Source organism: Tessaracoccus flavescens, assembly GCF_001998865.1.
Lineage (GTDB): Bacteria > Actinomycetota > Actinomycetes > Propionibacteriales > Propionibacteriaceae > Arachnia > Arachnia flavescens.
In genome coordinates this window covers 17,558-40,739 of record NZ_CP019608.1, presented here as the reverse complement: position 1 = coordinate 40,739, position 23,182 = coordinate 17,558, and the positions used below count along the sequence as shown (strand labels likewise).

The window sequence follows — 23,182 nt, the reverse complement described above, 5'->3', positions numbered from 1 at the left end:
GGACACACCTCTTGCACTCTGGGATGTACCCTTGTCCTATGCGCGTTCAGTGGTCGGGGGCTGAGGTGAGGCCGGTATGACTGCCTCCCTGCATAAGCTCTCGGCCGGTGACGGCTACACGTATCTGACGAAGCAGGTCGCTGCGCTGGATCACACCGACCTGGGTAGGCAGGGCCTCTCTGCGTACTACGCGGAGAAGGGGGAGTCCCCGGGGCGCTGGATGGGCCAGGGTTTGGCCGGTCTGGCGGTGGCTGGTGACTCGTTCGCGGTGGCGGTCGGGTCGGTGGTTGACGAGGCTCAGATGATGGCTTTGTTCGGGTCGGGTCGGCATCCTGAAGCTGACAGGATCGAGGCGGCGGCGCTCCAGGGTGGGGCTTCGAAGGATGCGGCGCTTCGGTTGTCGCAGCTGGGTCGGGTGTTCCAGGATGGCTCGACTGGTGAGTTCCAGCGGCAGTTGGCGGCTGAGTATCGGGGGTGGAATGAGGAGCGTTCCCTCCCGTCGAGGGCAGAGATTCCCGAGGACGTGCGCGCCGGCATCCGGACGCAGCTGGCCTTGAAGACGTTCGTCAAGAAGCATGGCCGGGAGCCGCTGACGACCCAAGAGTTTGACGGGCATCTGAAGCGTGAGATGCGCGGGGACGGGAGCCGTTCCTGCGCCGGTTACGACCTGACGTTCAGCCCGGTGAAGTCGATCTCGACGCTGTGGGCTGTGGCACCACGCGAGGTCGCGGAGGTGATCGAGGCGGCGCAGGCCGAGGCGGTGGCGGAAGCGGTGGGCTGGCTTGAGAGCGAGATGACGTTCACCCGGCGTGGGATGCGCGGCGTTAGGCAGGTGGAGACCAGGGGGTTGTTGGCGGCCGCGTTCGTGCACCGGGACAGCAGGGCTGGTGACCCGGACCTGCACACGCATGTGGCGATCAGTAACAAGGTCCAGGCGGCCGAGGATGGGGCGTGGCTTGCCCTCGATGGCCGCGAGATATTCCAGGCGACGGTGGCGGTGTCGGAGCGTTACAACTCCAGCATGGAACGGATCCTCGCCCGGGAGCTTGGGGTTGAGTTCGTGGAGCGGGCATCGGATTCCGGGCGTCGCGGGATCCGTGAGATCGCCGGTGTCTCATCGGAGTTGATGGGGGAGTGGTCGAAGCGGCGCTCGTCAATCACCGCTCGCCAGGCCGAGCTGGTCGCGGAGTTCGAGGCCCAGCACCATCGCCCGCCGACACCGGTTGAGACGCTCGCTCTGGCGCAGCGGGCAACGCTGGATACTCGCGCCGAGAAGCATGAGCCGAGGTCGCTCGAGGAGCAGCGAACCCAGTGGCGGCAGGAAGCTGAGAGGGTCCTTGGCGGGGGTGCGCGGGTCGATGAGATGACCCGCGGAGCGATCGGGCGGGGGCGAGAGACGGTGTCGATGAGTGAGGCCCTGGTCGCGCAGCTTGCCGTCGACGTCGTGCGCACTGTCGAGGGCGATCGTGCATCCTTCCACCGCCAGCACGTCTTGGCTGAGGCCGAGCGCCAAGCACGCACCGCCGGCGTCGACCACGCCGACTATCGGGTGCTGGTGGAGCAGGTCACAGCACGAGTTCTGCAGGAAGCGGTGCCTATCGGGGTGGAGCACCAGGAGCCTGAGAACGTACCGGTGGAGCTGCAGCGCAGTGACGGCACATCGCAGTACCGGAGGGTTCATGCGCAGCGCTACACCACCAGCAGAGTGCTGGAGGCGGAGCAGCTGATCAAGGCAGCGGCGAAGACATCGGGTGGGGCCGTGATCCCGCAAAGCTCGGTCGACCTGGCCCTGCTTGAGGCCACCGCGAACGGGGTCGAGTTGAACCCCGCACAGGCCCGGCTGGTCAGTGAGTTCGTTACCTCGCCGGCGCGGGTGCGGTTGGCGCTTGCCCCGGCCGGGACGGGCAAGACCACCGCCATGGGTGTGATGGCTTCGGCTTGGCGCGATGCGGGGGGCAATGTGGTTGCCGTGGCCCCGACCCACGTTGCCGCTGACTCGTTGAAGGAGTCGATGCGGGCCGAGGGCGGGACGATCGCGTCGCTGAGCTGGGCTCTGGAGACGGGATCACCTTTGCCAGCGTGGGCGGCGGCGCTTGATGCCGCGTCGCTGGTGGTCGTCGACGAGGCCGGGATGGCTGGCACGTTCGATCTAGCGAAGCTGGTGGAGTTCACCCTCAGCAGGGGCGCGTCGGTTCGCCTGGTCGGGGACAACCAGCAGCTCGCGGCCGTCGCAGCTGGTGGCGTACTGAGAGATCTCGCGCAAGACGACGCGGTCGACGTCGTGAGCCTGGATGAGGCGATGCGGTTCGTCGACAAGGCCGAGGGCCGTGCGACGCTCGCGCTGCGGACCGGTGACGTCGAGGCCCTGGGGTTCTACGCCGATCGGGACCGGCTGCACAGCGTCGCGGAGACCAGCGCCGAGCATGTCGTGTTCGAGGCGTGGAAGTCCGACCGCGCCCGCGGTTGGGAGTCGTTGATGCTGGCCGCAAGCAACGAGCAGGTCAGCGCGCTCAACGCCATGGCACGCCGCGACCTGGTCGCGGCCGGGGTCGTGGTCGACGGCCAGGTCGTGCAGCTGCGCGACGGGAACCAGGCAGGTGTCGGGGACCGGATCGTGACCCGATCCAATGACCGCCGGCTCAGCGTCAGCGCAACCGACTGGGTCAAGAACCGTGACCGCTGGGAAGTCCTCGACGTCACCAGCGGCGGTGACCTGGTCGTCAAGGGCGACCGGCACCAGCAGGTGGTGACCTTGCCGGCGGACTACGTCGCGGCCCACGTCGAGTTGGGCTACGCGTCGACCGTGCATTCGGCTCAGGGCATGACCGTCGATTCCAGCCACACGATCTTGTCTGGCGACGAGAGCCGGCAAACGCTCTACGTGGCGATGAGCCGCGGCCGGCACGAGAACCATGCGTGGGTGACCACCGGGGCAGCTGAGGAGAGCGAGCGCTGGCTCTCCACCACGCAGCCGCCCACGCCCACCGAGGTCCTCGAGGGAGTGCTCCGCCGTGATGGGCAGGCCGTCTCGGCTACCGGTCAGGTCACGCTTGCCGCTGACCCAACTCACCGTCTGGCACACGACGCCCTCGTGTGGCAGGACAGCCGTGCCGAACTGCTCGCCACCAACCTTCCCGTCGAGGATCGGGCACGGATCGAAGCGCACCTTCAGGGTGTGGTCACCGGCGCCGACAGGTCCGGTGCCTACGCAGAGCTGACAGCGCAGCTGTTCACGCTCCAGCTCCAGGGGAAGGACGCCGTCGCGCTGTTTGACGCCGAGCTTGCCGCCAACCCGGTGGAGGATGCCCGCAATGTGGCAGCCGTGATGAGTTGGAGAATGCAGCGGCTTGTCCCGTCGAGCCAGGGGCCGCTTCCGTGGCTGCCCGGGCTCCCGGAAGGGCTCCAGGTCAACGACCAGTGGCAGGCGCATCTGGCAGCGCGGGCCCAACGGATCAGCGAGACCACCGAGCAAGTCCGGGCTGGCGTCGACGGCTGGGTCCAGGACCCTGACACAGCCCCGCGATGGTCGAAGCCATTCCTCCAGGATCCTCGACTGGTCCAGGACCTCGCCGTGTGGAGGGCCTCCTTCGACGTGCCGGAGACCGACCTGGCCCCGATGGGCACAGCGTCGGTGTTCGCGGCCGCCGGACAATGGCGAGACCAACTCAACGATCGTGTGGACCAGGCCACCGGTCCGCAAACCTCGGCCTTGCGGGTGCCTGACCCGGTCGCCGGTGATCCCTACTGGCAGGTCGTTCGTCGACGTCTCGACGCCTACGCACAGGCAGGGCACCCGGTTGAGGCCGCCGTCGACGACGCCGTCCAGGCTGGGCCGCTACCGGTCGAGCATCCCGCGGCCGCGCTCTGGTACCGGGTAGAGAGCCGCCTCATTGAGGGGCAAGATGCGTTGTCGACATCGGGCCAGCTGCCCGAGGTACCAAACGACCCCTACCGATCACCGAAACGTCCTAGGCAAGTCGTCGTCGACCAGGCGAGGGCAGCCCTCGACAGAGCCAACCAGCTGGCCGTCAACCCAACCCATGAACGCCCGCGCCAGGCAGAAGAGTCGACCCACGAACGCGGACACAGTCGAGAAGTCTAGGGACTTGAGGCTCAGCCCCGACGTCCACCTTGAGTACTAGCAGCGGGTCGGCTTGATCCTGGGAGAACCCCCGATCGGTTCACCTGTAAACTGGAGACGAGGCTACATCACTGTGAACGGCGCTCCGCGTCGCGATGGAGAGCCTTTGACTCCCGCAACAATCTTTGCATCTCCTTGACGACATCTGGCGCACTGCGTCCATACACCACCGAACAATCGATGTCGTGGCCGCCGTTGCGTCTTATACGAAGACCCACGCCGCCCCCGAATCGAAAGTATAGCAGCGGTCTGACGTCGTTCGAGAGTTCGATTGACCGGATAGACCAGACATTAATTGAGCGAGTCCAATATACCCCTCGATAGATCAACCGCTCACCCGAAAACCTAAGGCCTGCAGTAGCGGCTCGCAGCACAAGCAAACCTGCCACGATCAACCCAACATAGACTCCCCACGGAGGGGAATCAGCCAGACTCGAAGCTAAGCCTATAAGGACTAATAGCGGCAACGCCCCCCCCAGTAATCGACCCGCTACTGTCGCACGGTTTCTCACCGCCGCCTCGACGAGTAACTCCTCTTTCCTCCCTCGTAAGCAAGCGCTAGTCCCGTCCCAGCGCCCCAGCCCGCCATCTCTTTACCGACGCGCTTTCGCTTGTACGGATATTTAGGTTTTGGCTTATGCTTCATCTGTTTCCAACTTCGACTGCCCTTGTTTGCCTTCTTGGCCGCCCTATAGGCCTGGTTATATGCTCGCCCCATCGCTCGACTGGCCGCGCGGCCGACCGCAAGGCCCGCCACATCCATCGCTGCGTCAGCCCACTTCCCCTGAGATATATTCGAGACGAGGCTAACGGCAGAACAGGCAGTCCCCAAAGCTCCGACCCCGAACATGCAGACTGTCTTAAAAGCCCTGCTATTTGTGACCCTGTGCAACGCCTTTCGGGTGGCACCAAATGCCTTTCGCCAGCTCCATTTTTTCTTCTTTTCCCCGGAGATGTCTTCTGAGTTTATGGGGTCGTTAGGGTAGCTGTAGGCGGTGTCGTTGCCTCCGTAGATGGGGTCGATACTGGTGAAGAGTGCGGTGGCGGGGTTGTAGAGGCGGGCTCCCATGAGGAGGAGTCCGGTTGTGGTGGTGGTGCGTTGTTTGGCTCCGAGCCAGCCGTATCCGTTGCCTGCAGCTCCGGTGGTGCCTGTGGGTTGGGGGGTGTGGGGTTGTCCGTATTCGGTGTAGCGGGTCCAGGAGTCGATCCCGTCAGCGACCGCATTGGGGGTGTTGATGGTGATGGTTGCTGCGACGTCACCGCGGGGTGTGACGATCGCGAGTTCGCCGCGGGTGTTGGCCTGGTCGGTGATGATGGACATGGACAGGTCGTCGGCGACGAGGTCGGTGTAGACGGTCGTCGCGAGCGCTCCACCGCTGTTGGTGGTGATCCAGGCTGGGTTGTCGGAATCGTCGGTGTAGTGGTTGGTCACTGTTGTGGTGACCGCGCCTGATGTGGTGGTGGTCTGTGTCGCACGTCGCCCGGCAGTGTCGAGCCCGTAGGTCAGGGTGGTGCCGTCTTGGGTGATGCTGCGGGCGGAGTCATCGTCGTAGTAGCCCAGGGCGATGTCGCCGTTGTTGGGGTTGGGTGCGTCGACGGCGGGGATGGTGAGTTGCCGTCCGAGCTGGTCGTAGCTGTAGCTGCTGGTGCCGCTGGTTAGGGGTCGGTCGGCTGTGTCGTAAGTCCAGCTAGTGGCCGGGTTGGTGTTAGTGCAGGTTTCCTGGCTGGTTTCGCTGGCACCGAGCCTGTTGCCTCGGTTGTCGAAGGTGTAGTTGCGGGTGGTGCACTGGTCCTGGGTGGTGTCGCTCACTCGGGTGAGGCGACCGGCTTTGTCGTAGCTGTATCGGACGTCAGCGGTCGTGGCTTCGGCGAGCGCTCCTGCGGTGACTTCGGGGCTGATTTCGGAGATGATCTGGCCGGAGGCGTTGGCGGTGATGCTCCAGGCGAACCATTCGGTGAGCCCGTCGGGGCCGGGGCCCTTGTACTGCTGGTCGACGAGTTCACCTGTCAGGTCATAGCTGGTTTCGCGCTGGATTCCTGCGGGTAGCTTTTCGAGCACGAGCTGGCCGGTAGCGTCGTAGGCGGCCTGTGCAGTGGTGGTGAACGTGCCGACGGTGGTTTCGGTCTTGGTCAGCAGTCCGCGATGCTCGGTGTTGCCGTTGGCGTCAGTGCCGTCGTAGGTGTTGGTCGTGGTCGACTTCGGGGTAACCACCTTCGCCACGTCACCGAGGGCGTTGTAGACGGTGGTGGTGGTTTCGGCGGTTCCGCCGTTGGCGGGGGTGATGGTGTAGGTCAGTTGCCGTCCCCATGTGTCGTAGGTCATCGCGGTCGACCCTGTCGAGGAGGTGGTGCCGGTGACCTGGCCGAGGTTGTCGTAGCTGGTCGTGACCGCTGGCACGGGCTCCGAGCTGGTCAGGCCAGTGACGCTGGTCGTGACCGTCACAGGCCGCGCCTTCGTATCGAAGGTAGTTGTCTCGGTGCGGGTCACTTGGCCGGAGATATCTTGCTGGGTGGCGGCGGCACCGTGCCACTGGTAATCCCGATGCATCGTTACCGGGATGGGGGTTCCGGACGGCTGTGCAGCAGGGCCTTCCTTGCAGACGTAGCCGGCCCACTTCGGCTGGTTACCGCAGGCCGCGTCGCGGCTGTTGGCACCGGCGGACCAGAAGATCGTCGCCCTGGTGCCCGGATCGCTGGAGCCGGAGCCGGGTTGACGTTGCTCAACGATGCGGCCTTGAGCGTCGTAACGCGTCTCTTTGCGGATGTCGGCCGAGTCGATCTCGGCGTTGCCGTTCATGTCGACCGTGGTGGAGGTCGCTTGCTTGAGTTCCCAGCCGGTCTTGTCACCTGTGTCGAGGGCTGCGTAGCCGGTGAAGCTGGTCGACAGGGTTTCCACCACGGTGCCGTCGAGGCGTTCCGCGGTGACGGTCTCGGTGGTGGCCAGCGACATACCGGGCTCGGGTGCGCCTTGGTCGTAGATGGTGGCGGCGTGACGGCGCAGCATCTCCGGGGCCGTGGCCCCTTCGGCCAGGATCATCGCAGCCGGGGAATAGACATCAGTGACCAGGGTCCGGGCCGGCACGAGCACGGTGGTGCCGTCGGCGGCTTTGATGTCGGTCTGGTTGTAGACCGTTTTGGTGGCTGCGGAGGCGACATCGGTGTACGCGCTGTTCTCGCCTTTACGGATTTCGGCGGTGGCGCGCGTATCCCAGGCTTCGATCACGTTGTCGGAGGCGTCGTAGATGTTCGCGGTGATCTGCCAATCACCTGCGCCGTAGCGGGCCTCGTGAATGGTGTAGCCCTCCTGGTCGGTGAGCCACACGTCTGCGCGTTTCCACGCCTCGGCCGATGCAGCAGGGGTGGAGGTGATCGGCGCATCGGGCCCGAACACCGCAAATGACGTGGTTGCCGTGCGGGGCAGGTTGTAGTCGTAGGTGGTGAACTGGGCCAGGTCGAGGCCGCCGATGCCGGCGGGGGCGACGTTGTAGACGATCGCCGCCAGCTGCGCTGTTCCGCCCCCAGCGGTAGCGGGAACTGGGCGGGTGACCTTGGACAGTTTCCCGTCCGCAGCGTAGGTGTAGGAGAACGCTGCCTGACCGGGTGGGGTGATCGACGCGAGCTTTGGCTGCGGGTCCGTCCCGGTCCACGTGTAGGTGGTGGTCAGCCCGGTCACAGCATCGGTTTGGCTCGTGAGGCGTCCGGAGGTGTAGGTGTAGGTCGACAGCACCCGATCCGGATCTGTGTTGATCTGAGCAGTGACCGTCGTCAGCCGGGTCGCGGCGCCGGTGCCGGTGTAGGTCAACTTCAGGATTCGGCATCCGTCTTTCGGTGTTCCCGGCACGCAGTCGCCGGTCACGCCATCCGGCAACGGGGCGATGATCGCTGTCACGTAGCCGGCGGTGTTGTAGCGGTACGAGGTCTTCTCGCCGGTCACCGAGTCGGTCACCGAATCGGTGGTGAACTCAGCATCCGCCGCGGCCGAGGTGAGCGTGGGCGCGGTGAACAGGGTCGAAATCCCGTCCTTATCCGTCGCAGTAGCCGAGATTTTCCCTGCGGCGGTTGACACTGTCAGGGTGAGCTCGGAGGCCTCGGAGTCGGGGCCGATCGGCAGGTAGGTGCCTGCCGGGACCGTGGTCGTGGTCCGCGCTGTCGCGTTGGCCGGGGCGAACGGCAACACATCCCCTTCGGCCGACGCCAACACGAGGGTGCCGTCAACCGCTGTGTTGTCTACCAGTTCCATCTCCGAGACCCCTGTGGGTCCGCCGTCGAGGGAGGCGGTCCAGCCGGGACCGTAGATGCTCTGCGGCCCCTCAGCGGGCACAGCCCACGTCGAATGTGTACGCGAGATCGACAGACCCCCACCCGGGGTGGTCAGCTCGGCATCAGTCTCGGTGACTTGCAGCTCACCGGTCCACAACGCCACCTCGCCGGTGGCGACCTCGGTGGTCGGGAACCCTGCCCCGAACGCGTGCGGGACCCGCACGATCTCACGAACATTCGTGTACAGCGGTGCCGTGGTGCCGAAGGTGAACTTCCCCCGAACCTCGATCACCACAGAAACCCGTGACGAGATCGAGGCGGCCTCCAGCGCAGCCTTCATATCAAAGCTTGTGGCGATCTCGCCGCTGGCACCGACGGTTCCGGTGGTGCCGGTGATGTCGCGCCAGGTCTCGCCGGAGCCCTTCACCCGCCACTGCAGAGCGCCAGCAGAGGTCGGAGCCCCCTTGGCCTTCACCGCCACAGCCCCATGCGTGGTCAGCGTCGCGCTGGGTGACAGCAGCGCAGGTTTCCCGTACCCGAAGGCGTAGCTCGTGGTGGCAGAGGCATTACCTACAGGCGACTTCACATATGCGTCGATGCTATGAACACCTTCCGTTCCGCCGATCGCGAGGGAGGCGACGGTCGTGTCGGCCGTGATCTGTGTGAAGGACTTCGTCTGCCAGGCCCCACCATTGACCCGGTAGGTGACAGACGTTGGCGACGAGGCGGTCGCGGTTCCCTGCTTCGCGGTGATGGTGCAGGTTTCCTTCGCCTTGACGGTGGTGCCCCAGGAGCCGTTCCCGGTGGGGCAGGAAATGATCGGCGCATGCGGCTTGGCTGCTCCGTAGCGGACCTCGACGGCGGGACCGTAGTTTGACCAGCCCATCCCGTCACCGGCGGTGGCGCGAATCCACACACTCGAGTTCGCCGGCAGATCCGGCACGCTCGTGCACTTCACCGTCCCACCCGAGGCCGCCGTCCCGCGACACAACTCCGCAGCCGGCGTCAGCGAGGTGGCCGACGTGAAGCGGGAGATCACCGCGGTCACGGTGTCAACATCGGCATCCTTGACCGGAACGCTGATCGTCGGCTTCGCCACACCAATGAACTTCTTCACCCCGCTGCTTGTGGTCGCCGACACAACACCGGCAACCGTCGGCGCTACCGGCATATCCGGTGTCCGGTTGTACCAGACCGTGATCGCCGGCTTGTTCTGTCCCTCAGACGAGTGGAAAATCTTCCAGCCATACGCATTGGTGACGTTCGTTGCACCCAGCATCATCCCGACCTGAGAAGCAGTGGTCGTCGACCAGCCTTGCGCCTGCGCGGTCATGTCGATACTGATCCGAGCCGCCGGACACGACGCCGACTGACCCACCGTCGACGTCGACGTCGCCCGCTTCGCACCCAACGTCGGCTGAGCCGTCCACCGCGACGACGTTGTCGCCAGGCCAGCATCGTAGGCGGCGAATTCTGTCTGCGAACACGTCGACGAGTACGACCCGAACAGTGACAGATTCGCCCGGCGCACAGCGCGCCCCTTGAACAGCGACGCGTCGAAGTTCATAAACGACCGTGCAACCATGCCGGTGCCGTCGTTACCGATCCGCAGATCTGCAGCTGCCGACTTGTCAACGGTGACGCCGTTTTGCACCCACGTATCAAACGACGGAACACCCGAAACACTCTGATACGTCGGGTCGATCACCACCGGGAACACCCGATCCTCAGCTGTCAACCACTCCTGCGACGCGACCACCCCAAGCTCACGCGACGACTCCGCAGCTGCAACCCGAGCAGAGCGGCCCTGCACTGCTGGCGCGAGGTCGAATGCGACATCAGTCTCCGCGCCATGCGCACCCGGCACTTCCGCCGAGGAATCCCACATCGTCGGTGCTGCAAACTCGCCCGCAGCCTCACCCAACTGCTTGAACTCAACCCCGCCCTCAGCGGTAGCAGCCGGCGCTACCTTCGAGCGCAGCTTCGCAGGGAGCACCACCTCGCCAACATCATTGCCATACGTCTCGGACAACAAGTCCGCGGCGTCGGGGGTCTTGACCACCCACAACACCTCGAACCCGCCAGAGCGGACCTCCACCGACGCATCCACCCCCGGCAACACATCCGGATACGTTGCGGTCGGGCCATCCAGCACCGGTGTCGCCAGTGTCACACCTTCGAGCGAGAAGCCGACCTCGCTGTCGCCGCCCTTGTCGAAGACCACCAGCTCATCAGCACCAGTGCCCAGCTCCACATCGACTGGCACAGCCTTCGGCTGGATCGTCCCGTCACTGCGCGCTTCCAGCGTGGTGTCGATATCGCGCCATCCGTCAGCCGCCGTCTCGTCTGGGAAGCGGACCTCACCAAGCGCGGCTTCCTCCTCGACCACACCATCGGGATGGATCCACACCCGCGTGGTCTCCGAACGCTCCGACAAAACCTCCACCCGGACACCCTGTGCCTTCGCCGTCACCGCAGCAGAAGTCCAATCAGGCCGCGACACCACAGCCTCCGGCTCCGGAGTCGGGTCAGCCCACGCCGGACCAAACGCACCCATCCCCACAACCAAAGCCGACGAAACCGCACCCCACAAAGCGCAACGCCAAACCCGCACAACAACCCCTAGAAGGACCGCAGCCAAGCGCCATTGCTTGACAAGTTGCCAAATACTCCCACTACAACACGTCGTAGCGCAAATTCTGCTTCCTTGCGTCATGCCGACTGCCCATTCGGCGTCAGGATCCCCACGAGGTTGTGCCCGGGCTGTGGTGCCGGTGTTTGAATGTGATGATGCGTTCTACTGTGAAGGCCCGGTACTGGTGCCAGCTGAGCGCGTCCCAGCCGGTCGCCTTCGGCCCGGTCATCTCGCAGTAGCCGCTGTAGAGGGCGGCCAACTCGGAGACGATTGCCGGTTCACCCGGCCAACCCTCAAGGATGGTCTGTAGCCGGAACGTGGGGACGAGCCACCCGTTGACCCATTGGTCGAGGTCACGCGACGGTTTGGGCCACTGCATCCGCGGCCGCCGCTCGACCTCGTCGAGCCGCTCGCTGAGGCCCTCGATGGTCGCAGCGATCGAAACCACCAGCTCAAGTAGCTGGTCGTCATCGTCACTCGGCGGCGGTCCTTCTGGCGGTGGTTCTGTGGGCGGTGGTGGCGGAGGTGGAAGGATTTCCGACATCGCGTCGAAGTCTCCTTGAGCGATGCGTGTATCTGCCTCTGTTTGTTCCCGATCGCCGTCGGTCATGGCTGGGCCCTACGGCGGAAGTCGTCCGCGAACCAGCCCTGCACCGACTCCTCGTCGACGCCGGGACGGCCGGTCAGCGGATCCCTCGACAGCCTGGAGGACTCTTGCAGAGGGGTTTCCGTGGCCGGTTCCTTGATGGGTTGCCCGAACAGACGATCCCCGATCGGCTCACGGGCGGGGCCCGTGGCCTTCGCCTTCTTCTTCGTGGGCTTGTAGAACGCGTCGAAGCTTGCGGCGACCTCGTCTGGGACCAGTGCCCGGAGTTTCTTGTCTTCGTACCAGGCGGGGATGACTCCCCGGATGGGCGGGAAGGGGCCGGAGATGATGATGGCCTGGTTCTTCGGCAGCTGACGCAGCATGTGCACGGGGGCGATGTCGAGTTCGTGGTAGCCGTCGGTGACTGAGGTTCCTCGCTCCGAGGTGGAGGTGGAGCGCTGCAGCAGCGAGTCACGGCCGATCTGCTCGGAGAGGTTCTTCAGCGTCGTGTGATCGTTGATCCCGGGGAGGTAGACGGTGGTGAAGTGATTGGAGCGGATGGTGCGGGCCTTAGCCGCTCCGTAGATGTGTTCCTGCTGGCCTTCGTCCTGCCACACCGACAGCACGAGCATCCCTTGACCGGCGCCGGCCGAGGCGAGATAGTCGAGCTTGCGCAAGGGCGCGATGTTGGCGGCCTCGTCAAGCGCCAGGAGCAGCGGGGGATCCAGGGGCAGGCCGACGCGGTGGTAGGCCTGCTCAACGCGCTGGGTGAGCGCGTTGACCAGGGCCTCGTAGATCGGGGTAAACTGCGATTGCTCACTGGCCGGGGAGACGAGGTAGAGCGTGTGCTCACCGGTGAGCAGCTCGTCGAGGTCGAGCACCCCCGGGTCGTTGGCCCGGACGTTGACGGTGCCCGCAACACGGGGATGGGTCCAGGCCTCCAGGACCGTTGCGGCGGTGATCAGGACAGAGGATTTCGTCTTGTGTTCCAGCATGACGAATCGGGCCCAATGGAACTTCGGGCCATCCTCGTCGTACTCGTTGAGGAGGTTGGTCACGAGGCGTTCGCTCTCCTCGCCTCCCACGACCAGGGATGCGATGTCGCCCATGGTGCGGCCCTGGCGGGCCGCGAGGTACATCAGCGGGGAGAGCAGGTAGCGGGCCTGGGCATCCCAGAATTCACGGTCGGCGTTGGGGACGCTGTCGACCTTGCTGCACTCCTGGATGGTGCGTGCCGCGTCGAGCGCATCAGCCCAGCTGATGACGTGCGCCAGCGGCGACCACTTCACGCTTCCTTCCGCGCCACCAGCTGGGGCGAACACGTAGACCCGGCCCCGCTTCTCCCGGGCGGCGCGGGTCAAGGTGACCACGTCGCTCTTGATCGAGGTCACCAGAGCTGGGCCGTCGTGACGCAGCACGTCGGGGATCACCACTCGGGGCGACTTCCCAGCACCCGAAGGTGCCATGACGAGTTTGGAGCGAAGCGGAGGGTTGTACAACGGTTTGCCCTCGAGCTCACAGAGCCGCAGCCGGCGCGGGTCCGGCTGCTTCGGCTCGCCCAGGTCGGCTTTGACCGTCTTGTAGGTGGCCCATCGCGACGAGGAGGCGCGCTGCTGGGCCAGGTCGTCGACGTCGACGCGGCCGCCGGCAATCGAGCCACCCACCCACGCCAGCAGCGCGGCCAGGACGAGCACGCCGAGCAGGATCAGGACCGCAGTGGTCAGGCTCAGTCCGAATGGAAGGTTCATGGCGATCTCCTTTACAGCAGCGCGTCGTCGGTGAACGTGACGTGCTTTTCAAGTGAGGTTCGGTACGTCTCCACGACCGAGACGGGAAGCTTTGCGCCGCGCTTGCGGATGTGCACGCCACGGGGAAGCGTCATGATCAGATCTCGCAGGGAGGCATCGAGCGAGAGGAGATCCATCACTGCGTCTGCGTCGGCACCCTTGTCCTGGCGGAAGACACACACCACTTCGGACTCGGTAATCAGTGAGGCCATCGGCGAGCCGGCGGCGACGTCGGAGACGTGGTGGAACACCGACAGCATGGACGCGCCCACGCCGCGGGTTCGTTTCGACAGGTCACGGAACATCGATGGGATCACTCCCACACCGTCAGCTGAGTAGGCCTCCTCGACGACAACCGTCTTCGGGCCAGGCACGTTGATCCACACCGACATCAGGAATGCCGTGGTGACCGCCATCATTACCCCCAGTGCAGTGCTGCCGTACTCCAGCGCGGAGGTGTCGAACACCAGCAGCGGTGAGTCGAACGTGACCGGCTCACCACCGGGCCCGGAGGTCTCGCCGTCGATCAGGCCCGACAGATCGCCGCCGTCGACGTAGCGCTTCAGCGCCAGCACCAGCGGCAACCCCCACTCACGTGTCCGGTCCTGCGTGACTCCGACGATCTCCCCTCCCGCTGGGTGTTGGAGCTGCTCGATCACGTCAGCCAGCACCGGAACCCGGCCGGCGGCCGCCGCCAGCCGCGCAGCTGCCTTGTGAGCCTCCAACAGCGCCGAGCGCTGGTACACGTCCAGCTTCTCTTCGAGCGCTGCCTCCGCGACCATGATCAGGAGCCGATCCTGACCCAGAGTCGAACTCTCCCCGGCCGCGGTAAGGGCCGAGATAGCCGGGTCGAGCACATTGATCCTGGTTCCAAATTGCGGATCTTGATGGCAGCGGATCCGCATCCCGCCCACCGCGGCGGTCAGCTTCGCGTACTCGCCGCCAATGACGGTGCCGTCTTCATCTGATTGCTGCTGGCGTTTGCGATCGAAGACGACGCCGCGGCCGCCGACCACGATTGAGCGCAAGAGGTTGATCTTCGCGTAGGTGGATTTTGCGGTGCCGATGCCACCAACGATTGCTTCGTTTGGGCTGGTCACAAACCCGCCCTGGTAGAGGCCGCGGCAGTTCTCGAGGACCGCCTGGTTCGTGAGCAGGTCGACGCCAAGCGGGGGTCCAGCAGGAATGGGGTGGGTGTCGGTGAGGATGGGCGTCAGGGCTGGCGTTTGCCTCGTCGACGCGAACGTCCCCCGCTGGGCCGTCTCGTGCCAGCGGGCCAACCTGACCACCGACCGGAGCAGCCGGCCGCGCCCCACCTTGTACCAGGAGCGCCGCCACCACTTGCCCATGCGGCCGCCAGCGGCCTTGGCCGCGGACTTCCGCCGAGGCTTCGTCTCCGTGGTCATGCGCTCACCGGCTGTGCGTGCTGCTGTTGTCATCGTCGTGGCACCTCCAGGCCTAGCGGTAGGCAGTGCAGAAGGCCCACCCCGGGCCGGGTCGCATCGGTCGAGAGCGATTCCGCGTTGAGTTTGTCCGTGGCGACGTTCTCGACTGTCTCCATCGCGGTGGCCAAGGCACGTGGCGTCCGTGTGGAACACAGCACACGCACCGCCGGCATGATCCCGACGTGCCCATCAAGCACGACGTCGCGCGCGACCTGTTGTGCGGTCGCCTCCTTTGACCACGCCTCCCCAGCGTCAATCTCGCCCGACTTGTCCTTCTGGTACCGACGTGACGCTGCGGTGGTCAACTGACCCTTCGCGAAGTCGCGGGCCCTATACCGCGGGATCAGCCGGACCTGGGTCATGATCGTGCGGGCGCCCATGTCTGCACCGAAGACGATCGGTTCGAGCCACCGGCCCCGTACCGGGGTCAGCGGCCAATCATCTAGAGCGAACGTCGCGGTGGCGTGGTGCCAACCCTTGGCCGTCACGATGGTCCCGCCGTCACGTTTCCAGCTGGGAACCGCAGACCAGAACCCGCCTTCGCACCCGGTGATGTCATCGGGATCCTCATCAGGCGACACCACAGCGCGCATCAGCGCGCTCACCTCCGCCGGCCCCAACCCACGGATAACACGGATGCCCTTCCCAGCCAGCAGCCGCGCGACCTGGCTCAGCGCGTCGTAAGCGGCCTCCGCACCCGACGACTCCGTGAACGGTGGTTGCGCTACTCGGGAGAACAACGCGTCGACGTCGAACCGTGCGATCGCGTAAGAGCGGACCCTCTCCGTGCGGGCCGCCAATCCATCAGGCAGCGCCTCCATAGCCTCCTGCACAGGGCCAGGGAGTCCCTCCACCAGGTCACCCACAAATGGTTCCGCCAGCGCGGCCGGTGACTCGGGCCGCACCAGCGTGAGCCAGTCCAGCTGCTCCAGGCATAGCTTCGGCTCCGAGAGGGTCCGATGCAAGGAGATCGTCGACTCCTCGTTGCGGCGAACCTCAGCGGGTTCTTTGACGCCGTGAGCTGCGCCGGACACCTCAAGCACGCACACCATCGCTCGGGGGTACTCCAGCACCGCGAGCTCGGTCCCATCCTCGCCCGATGGGACTCCGATCACGCGGAGCGGCTCCATCAGCATGAATGGCTGGTCCTCGAGCTCGGGGTCGAAGTCGTCCCAACGTGCCCGCTTGCCGATCGCGTGGCGCAGTCCTTCGCCGGCGTGCAGGAGCCAGAACCCGCCATCGCTCGTGCGGTGCCGTGCCAGCACAACGAAGGCGGCTATCAGCACGAAAAGCACTGCGACCAGAACCAGGTTCTTGTACGTGACCAGCAGCACCATGACGACCAGGCCTACCGTGGCAAGCAGGACCAGGCCGACGACCTTGCCGCGGCTCAGCCACGGGACGGGGGTTACACCGCCGAGGTGGTAGGTCTGCATCACAGGCTCCCGTTGGGTCGAGGTGGAGGCGGCGGGCCGGGCCGCTTGGGCCGAGGTTCAGGAGCAGACTGTGTCTTCCCCGTGGTGCGAGGCACTTCAACCCCTGACACACCGTTTGGTGCTGGCGGCGGCGTATTGACCCGGCTCGATGTGTCTCCATTTGGCGCGGGCCACCCACGCCGCGTCGAGAGCGGCTCGGGTGGTTCGGTTGGGTTCACCTGTGGCTCACTCGCCGAGTCCTCCGGCACGTGATTCAGCGTGACCGTCGAGTCGGCCTCTGGCTCTGTCTCCTGTGGCGGTGTCGCCAGCGTGACGCCGGCGTTCTCGAAGGCCGAAGCCTCATCGTTGGTCGCGTCGCCCGGGGCGGCCGACATAGTGACGCCCGAAGACTCTCCACCGGACGGGCCAGCCTCGCCCGATGGAGAGGACTCTTCCCCTCCGACAGAGACGGCCCCCGCCGCATCACCGGAACTGGCCGGATCTGTACCGCCGGCCGAACGCCGGCCCGGTTGTGGCGCTCCGCCCCTACGTGCCGGCGAGGACGTGTCCGGGTCCGTGGCGTAGCCGCCTCCCGAAGCGGTGTTGCTACGCAGCGCCGACTCCCTGACCGCTCCCGTGGTGCCATCCCACAGGCCCTTTGCGGCCTTCGCGGCCGCCATGGCAGCCACGGCCCACGGTCCACCAGCCGCCGCCGCTCCACTTGCAGCACCTCCAGCTGCCGCCCCTCCTGCTGCGCCACCAGCTGCCGCACCTCCGGCTGCTGCGCCGCCAGCTGCCGCACCGCCGCTTGCTGTCGCTCCGGCACCGGCAGACGCCGACGCGCTCTCACTGGCTGCCTCGGTCCCAACGCGATCGGCCAGCCCGTTACTCGCCTCACTGCTGCCCTTGAACTGCTTGGTGAGGTTCCCCACCCCATCGGAGACTTGCCCTCCGGCGTTGTTCATGTGGGCATTCCAATTGCCGGCACCACCGTCCGAGGCCGCCGCCCCCTGGGGCAGGATCGCGGGCATCACGTAGGAGAACAGGATCGGCATCGAGGTCGAGAGCATCACCACCACGATCGCCTGGAGCATCTCCATGATCCCCATGCCATTCGACAAGGAGGTGTCGACCAGCAGGGTCATCACCCAGTAGCCGAACCGCGTCACCGTAGGAACCAGGGCACACCCGATGACCACCCCGATGATCCGTGTAAGCATCCTGTGGTTCGGCCGCCACAGCGACATTGCCGCGGCGATCGGGAACAACACCGTGAGGATCCACAGCGCGTACTGGGCAACCAAGTCTTCAACGATCCAGACCAGCAGTCCCACGAGGTAGACCACCAGCAAAATGATCGCGAGGAATGCGCGGCCGAGGAGATCGAGGACGTCGATCGATCCGAACTCGTCCGCCGCCCCAGCCATGAACTTGCCGAAATCTACGGCGCTTTGCGCCGCGATCGCCTCACCCAGCGAGTGAGTGAAGCCAGCTACCCACGAGATCAGGGCCGGGGCACCCAACATCAGGGGTACGTAGAAAAGGATGCGAGGAAGCGACTCCCTGAAGTGGGTCCGTTCAGCTGGTGAGGCATGACCACGGGCTGCTCGAGCGAAGGTGAGGATCAGCACAATCGCGAAGATGATCAGGCCGATCGCGAACGACACCCCATATGCGGTCAGCACCGGTGAGGCGTCCCGCCCGATCGTCGCCCGGCCGTACCGATCCGCAACGAGCTTCGACAACTCCGACGCGGACCCCGCGGCCGCTGTTCCCCACTCGGTCGGGTTGTCCTGTCCCGTGGAACTCTGATTCGGAGTTGGGGCGGTGGATGCAGACGCGCTCGGACCGGCGGAAGGCGGCGTGGACGCTGAGGGCTTGGGTGTTGCCGACTGCTCCGTCCCATCCGGAGGGCATGTCACGACTGACAGGCTCCCGTCTTCGCAGGGAGGACGGGAGCGGGCTGCCATGGCCGAAGGGATGAAACAGCTAAGGAGAACCAGCACAGCCAATGTGGTGAGAAGGACCTTCCTCATCGGGTCATCACCGCCCCAGGGATCGGATCTTCGGTCGCATCCGCTGGCACTGCCCATCCGGGGCCAAGGTGTTCCCTGATCCAATCAAAACCCTGGTTGCTGAAGTCGAGGTCAGCGTTGGGAAGCTCGTCGGAGGGATCTGATGGTGTCTCCCACGACGTCGCTTTCCAGTCCGCGGCCGTTTCGTCCCAGACCATCACGTACGACCAACCCCCGAACGCGAGGGTGACATTACTCATGTCTGTATCGGTACCCGACCCGAGATAGACGGGCATGAAGACCAGAACCTCAACCTGAGTGAGTGCCCCATCCTTCGACTCGACATCGAGGACTTTGTATGCGCCGTACTCCGGAATCCCTCCACCGTAGAAGCGCTCCTGGGCGGAGGGAAGACCCTGGGCATCTAGGACGACGCCCGCATCCGAGAGGCGGGCTTCCTTCCGGGCCGCCGCGCGATGCTTGATGAACTCCTCTGTCTGAAGATCCTTGAGGTAGTCCCCGGTGTAGAGGCGGCTGTTCAGTTCGGTGGCGGTGTCTTCCACCAGGCTGGGCAGCGCATACCAGGCAGCGGCGGTGTGCATTGCGGCACCGACTGCTCCTTCATAGGTACGGTCCCAGCCGATCGGAATCCCGTAGATCGCGTCACTGCTGCCCGACGCAACGGTCGCTGTGCCGCGCCACAGTCCGTCGACGACGGAGCCTGTGTTGGGCATCAGCGCGGCACTGGGATCGGTCGGGCTCGGGCTTGGAGTCGCCTCCGGTGTCGAGGACGCCGACGACGTCGAGGCGCTTGGTGAGGGAGTCTGAGGGCTGCTCGGAGCACCCGAGCTCGACCGACCAAGCCAGAACGCGCCGATCGTGACAGCGGCAGCTACCGCCACCGCTGTCCCGATCAGCACTCCCCGTCGACGGCGCGGTTCAGTTGGTCGCTCTGTCACTACGCGGATGGCCATGGGTGGACTCCCTTCGAGATGCAGTTGCTCAGGCTGTGACCAGTGCGGCCCAAATCACGGGCACGAGGACGAGGCCGACGATGGCTCCAATGGGCCACAGGATCGCCCACACTGTCGACTCGGAGTCGACGCGGTGCTGCTTGCGGGCCTTCGCAACAGCGCCGATGCCGATCACCAGCTGCACGGCGCAGTAGATGAACGCGCCAGCCCACACGGCCGCGATCAGGACCCCAACCCAGCTGTCGAAGATGGGGGCGAACGGCCCGAAACCTGGGGTGATGTTGTCGAACAGATCCTTCATGATGTTGCTCCTTTAGCGAGGTCGGTCAGGGTTGCGGCGAGTACTTCGAATGCGGTTTGGGTCTCAGGGCGAAGCTCTTCCCAGCGGATGATCGCGGCGTTGAGCGCGGGGTCAGCAGGGATCTCGACGATGGGTAGCCCCTTGAAGAAGCGTGCTGCTTCTTCTTTCGCGAGCAGGTCTGCTTCGCCAGGAGCGTTCGTCCCGACGATCACTGTTCGGCCGGCGACGCGCTCGCCGCGGTGGACCATGCTGGTCAGCATCTCCGCCGCGGGGCGGATGTGATCCCCGCGCCACTTCATTGGCACGACCAGGAGGTCCGCCTCACGAGTGGCGGCCTGCCAGCTTGAGGCCAACTCAGCGTTGCCCGTGTCGAGGACCAGGATCGGATAGAACCTTTTCAGGATGGTGTGCACAGTGGTGAAGTCCTCTGCGCTCAGCGGCACTGTGGTGCCGGGATCTGACGCAAGGACCCATTCGTAGCTGTCCGGCTGTCTGTTCATGCACCGCTCGACCTCGACCGATCGGGCATGGGCACCCAGGAGATATTCGGCAGAGTCGACCAGGCCGCCGATGTGGCCATCGTGTGTGGTGACGGAGCGCTGCGCCAGCGTGCCGCGCAGCTCGTTCATGTCGACGGCCACGACGCCCCCGCCGCGCTCGCGGCCGAACGCGGCCGCTACTCCTCTGGCTGTCGGGGTCTTCCCGGCGGACCCCTTCGGAGACGCAACGGCGATCGTGAGGGTCTCTGCGAACTGCGAGCGCAGCTTCACCTTCCGGATGGAGGTTGCGCGGCGCTCGGCTTCAGCCGCGGCAGCAGCGTCCAGGTCGGTCTTGGACGGGCCGAGGTACAACAACTTGCGCCACCACGACGGCACCGGTGCAGGGCCAGGCGGTGGGGCCTCACTCAGCGCCCTCAGCTGCAAACCCAAAGCGTCCGTCGCGGCACGGTCGGGTTCGCGTGGGGGCTGCGCCTCAGCTGCCGGCAGAGGGAGTTCCTGCTGCGAACGATCCTGCTCGGCAGCTGGACGCTCCGAGCTTTCCTCGGCTTCGTTTCGACGATGCGGAGGGTCGGTGCGGAACGCGTTCATACTCGGACCCCTCGCCGGGGCCTTCCCAGGGTCAACTTCCTGACTGGTCATTCCTCTTCCTCTCTACTAGTTGCTGCTGGGGAGATTGGGTCGTCCGGCACCCGTGAACCGGGGGCCGTAGTACGAGTCAGTGAGCACGTTGGGAGTCACCCGAACAGCCACCCCTGGCCGGGGGGCCTCGATCATTCCGCCCTCGCCGTCAGCGATGCCGACGTGGCCGGGGAAGAACAGCAAGTCACCGGCACGGATGTCGGAAACCGGGATCGGGGTCACAGTGGCCTTCTGAGCCGCGGACTGGTGAGGCAGGTTGACGCCGACCTGCGCCCACGCCCACAGGACAAGGCCGGAGCAGTCGAACCCGACGATGGATGAGCCGCTTTGACCGCCCGGTGAGCAGCACCCGCCCCGCGTGGGGCCGGTCTTGTCCCCGCCCATCCAGCTGTAGGGCACGCCGAGCTGGGTCATCGCGTGAGCAACGACCTGCTCACCCACCGGCGCCCCAGGATCAACTGAGGCCGAGCCGCTCGAGCAGGTGTAGGAGGTCGGGTCGATCGGAACGCTCGTCAGGATGCCCCTCACCGTTGCGGTGTGGCGGGCGTAGTAGAGCGGGAACGCGGACACCTGCACCCGCTGGGCTGCCTGCCAGATCGGCATATCCTCCCAGCCGGTGATGTTGACCAGGCCAGGGATGTGGTACCCCAGAGGGCCGGCCCCGCCGCGTACTCCGACGTCGTGGCCCAGGTAGAAGGTGCGTGCTGCTGTTGCGACGTCGTTGAGGATGGTGGTGTTCTCTTGGACCGTCGTGCCATTGGCGTACCAGCCGACCAGGGCGCGCTGCTGAAAGACACCGACGTCGCCGTCACCATTGGGGCGCTGCGTCCGTGTGTCGGCACCAAGGGTTGATTCCTGCAGCGCCGTCGCCAACGCGATCGCCCACGCGCGAGGACCCAGCCCTAGCTTCTGTCCCTCCTGGATGATGATCGCCGCGTTCCGCCGCTGCAACTCTGTCAGCGACGCGGAGCGATCGACCCCGGCATTCTCCCCGCGCATGACCGCATCGATCAGCTCGGGTGAGACAGCAACCGTCGCTGATGCCGCAGCTGGCGCTGTCGTCCCGGCCGCAGCACCGGGGTTCCCATCAAAGGACAGGCCTGCGCGTTCCCGCAGGTCAATGGCTGGGTCTACGGCCTTGCCGTTGACCCTGACCTCAAAATGCAAGTGAGGACCAGTCACGCCACCAGAGCCGCCCTCGACGGCGATCTGCTGACCGGTGGCGACCTGGTCACCCACCCGCACCTGAACGCTTCGGAGGTGGGCATACCGAGTAGTGATGCCTCCCCCGTGATCCACCTCGATCCACAGCCCGTAGGAACGGCCACCAAGATCCGTGATCCGCGCGACCCGGCCGGCTGTGGCGGCCAGGACAGGCGCGCGCCGCGACCCGGACGCCAGATCGATACCGGTGTGCACCTCGGTGCGGCCCGTGATCGGTGAGGTGCGCCCACCGAACCGCGAGGTGATCCGATACACCTCCCCCAGCGGGATCACCCAGCCGGCGTTCGCTGTAATGGCGGTTCCGTCCGGAGTGCAGTACCCCGCCTCGTCCTTCTGATCGGACCCCAGCAGCATCATCAGAGGAAGTGCCAGAAGCGGCGCTCCGCACACAGTGAGCACCAAGACAAGAACAAGTGGGATCCGAGTTCGCGACCTCATCGTGTCCCCTCCCCTGGCTCCGTTCCTTCCCTGGTGACCGGCGTTGTCACCCCAACACTGTTGCGTGCCATGAGGTCACCACCTCCCTCGCGGAGGGGGGTCGCATGGGCCAGTCTCACGGTCCTGATCCTTCGCTGACTACGCCTCATGTGCACCGCGTAGTATCCCTGGCCACGCTCCGCCCCGCTGCGAGCGAGGAGGAAAGTGTCAACTTTCGTACTGTCTGAAACGGATCCATCCAGCACCAAAGACCCGGGAAGAACTGGCGTCAATCCCTCGCCAGCACTGGTGAACCCAGCGCGGCTAGCGGCTTCACGTCGTCGGGGCCGGCGATGATCGCCCGCCAGCTCGTGAGTAGAAGTCCTCCACATAACCGAACCGTATCATATAAGGACACGGTTTCCATACGAGTTGACTACGGAGGATGGGGTGGGGTTGGGTCCTACCGGAAGCGGTGGGTGATGGCCTCGAGCTCGTCGAGCACGGCCTGGCGATTCAGGGCCCAGGCTACCGTTCGCCCTTCGCGCTCTCCCGGCCCTTCGCTCGAGGTGACCGCGCCAGCCTCTTCGAGCGCATTCAGGTGGCGCAGGACGGTGAGCTTCTGAACGCCCGTTTGATCCGCAATCTCGCGCGTCGTCAGGGCTGAGTCTGATCGCGCCAGCACCGACACGATCGCCATCCGAACCTGATTCAGACCGAAGATCTCCACGAACCGTGCCTCGCTTCCCGATAGGCGCAGGGGGCGAACGTAGCGAGGCATGAAGGCTAGCCTAGCTGTCCCGTTGGCTGAACGACCCCTAAGGCGCTACCGTAACATTAAAG

12 protein-coding genes are annotated in these 23,182 nt (G+C 65.4%); 1 reads left to right on the top strand and 11 read right to left on the bottom strand.

The features are described from left to right. The first annotated feature begins 76 nt into the window (after nucleotides 1-76). The gene (gene mobF, locus BW733_RS17585) at nucleotides 77-4,102 is read left to right on the top strand and encodes a MobF family relaxase (protein ID WP_077353186.1); all 4,026 of its coding nucleotides are present in this window, start codon (nucleotides 77-79) and stop codon (nucleotides 4,100-4,102) included. A gap of 547 nt (nucleotides 4,103-4,649) precedes the next feature. Here mobF and BW733_RS17580 read toward each other — a convergent pair. The 11 genes from BW733_RS17580 to BW733_RS17530 form a co-directional block, all read right to left on the bottom strand. Continuing rightward, nucleotides 4,650-10,847, bottom strand: coding sequence for a DNRLRE domain-containing protein (locus BW733_RS17580; RefSeq protein ID WP_161490295.1), 6,198 nt, complete (start codon nucleotides 10,845-10,847; stop codon nucleotides 4,650-4,652). 289 nt (nucleotides 10,848-11,136) lie between these two features. Then, entirely contained in the window at nucleotides 11,137-11,484 is a 348-nt protein-coding gene (locus BW733_RS17575; RefSeq protein WP_077353182.1) for a hypothetical protein, read from the bottom strand. Between the two features lie 158 nt (nucleotides 11,485-11,642). Beyond that, complete coding sequence (locus BW733_RS17570) at nucleotides 11,643-13,370, bottom strand: type IV secretory system conjugative DNA transfer family protein (RefSeq protein WP_077353180.1); 1,728 nt, start codon at nucleotides 13,368-13,370, stop codon at nucleotides 11,643-11,645. Between the two features lie 11 nt (nucleotides 13,371-13,381). Beyond that, nucleotides 13,382-14,758 (bottom strand): putative type IV secretion/conjugal transfer ATPase, encoded by a 1,377-nt coding sequence (locus tag BW733_RS17565; protein ID WP_152024855.1) that lies wholly within the window; start codon nucleotides 14,756-14,758, stop codon nucleotides 13,382-13,384. Between the two features lie 86 nt (nucleotides 14,759-14,844). Then, nucleotides 14,845-16,290, bottom strand: coding sequence for a hypothetical protein (locus tag BW733_RS17560; protein WP_152024854.1), 1,446 nt, complete (start codon nucleotides 16,288-16,290; stop codon nucleotides 14,845-14,847). Next, a complete protein-coding gene (locus tag BW733_RS18415) occupies nucleotides 16,290-18,014 on the bottom strand; it encodes a hypothetical protein (RefSeq protein WP_161490294.1) in 1,725 nt (574 codons plus the stop codon). Before BW733_RS18415 ends, BW733_RS17560 begins: the two co-directional genes overlap by 1 nt. A gap of 287 nt (nucleotides 18,015-18,301) precedes the next feature. Further along, nucleotides 18,302-19,018: a hypothetical protein gene (locus BW733_RS17550; RefSeq protein ID WP_152024852.1), complete on the bottom strand. Its 717-nt coding sequence runs from the start codon at nucleotides 19,016-19,018 to the stop codon at nucleotides 18,302-18,304. A 268-nt stretch (nucleotides 19,019-19,286) separates the two neighbouring features. Beyond that, a complete protein-coding gene (locus BW733_RS17545; RefSeq protein WP_077353170.1) occupies nucleotides 19,287-19,559 on the bottom strand; it encodes a hypothetical protein in 273 nt (90 codons plus the stop codon). After that, a complete protein-coding gene (locus BW733_RS17540) occupies nucleotides 19,556-20,647 on the bottom strand; it encodes a MinD/ParA family ATP-binding protein (protein ID WP_152024851.1) in 1,092 nt (363 codons plus the stop codon). Before BW733_RS17540 ends, BW733_RS17545 begins: the two co-directional genes overlap by 4 nt. A gap of 66 nt (nucleotides 20,648-20,713) precedes the next feature. Further along, the gene (locus tag BW733_RS17535; RefSeq protein WP_161490293.1) at nucleotides 20,714-22,279 is read right to left on the bottom strand and encodes a peptidoglycan DD-metalloendopeptidase family protein; all 1,566 of its coding nucleotides are present in this window, start codon (nucleotides 22,277-22,279) and stop codon (nucleotides 20,714-20,716) included. 523 nt (nucleotides 22,280-22,802) lie between these two features. Further along, a complete protein-coding gene (locus BW733_RS17530) occupies nucleotides 22,803-23,069 on the bottom strand; it encodes an ArsR/SmtB family transcription factor (RefSeq protein ID WP_161490292.1) in 267 nt (88 codons plus the stop codon). Between the last annotated feature and the right edge of the window lie 113 nt (nucleotides 23,070-23,182).

What these genes read in the sequence shown, in the direction of transcription:
- mobF (WP_077353186.1), top strand. Translation starts at nt 77, where the DNA reads ATGACTGCCTCCCTGCATAAGCTCTCGGCCGGTGACGGCTACACGTAT.
- BW733_RS17570 (WP_077353180.1), bottom strand. Translation starts at nt 13,370, where the DNA reads ATGAACCTTCCATTCGGACTGAGCCTGACCACTGCGGTCCTGATCCTG.
- BW733_RS17565 (WP_152024855.1), bottom strand. Translation starts at nt 14,758, where the DNA reads ATGGGCAAGTGGTGGCGGCGCTCCTGGTACAAGGTGGGGCGCGGCCGG.
- BW733_RS17560 (WP_152024854.1), bottom strand. Translation starts at nt 16,290, where the DNA reads ATGCAGACCTACCACCTCGGCGGTGTAACCCCCGTCCCGTGGCTGAGC.
- BW733_RS17550 (WP_152024852.1), bottom strand. Translation starts at nt 19,018, where the DNA reads ATGCCCAACACAGGCTCCGTCGTCGACGGACTGTGGCGCGGCACAGCG.
- BW733_RS17545 (WP_077353170.1), bottom strand. Translation starts at nt 19,559, where the DNA reads ATGAAGGATCTGTTCGACAACATCACCCCAGGTTTCGGGCCGTTCGCC.
- BW733_RS17540 (WP_152024851.1), bottom strand. Translation starts at nt 20,647, where the DNA reads ATGAACGCGTTCCGCACCGACCCTCCGCATCGTCGAAACGAAGCCGAG.
- BW733_RS17535 (WP_161490293.1), bottom strand. Translation starts at nt 22,279, where the DNA reads ATGATGCTGCTGGGGTCCGATCAGAAGGACGAGGCGGGGTACTGCACT.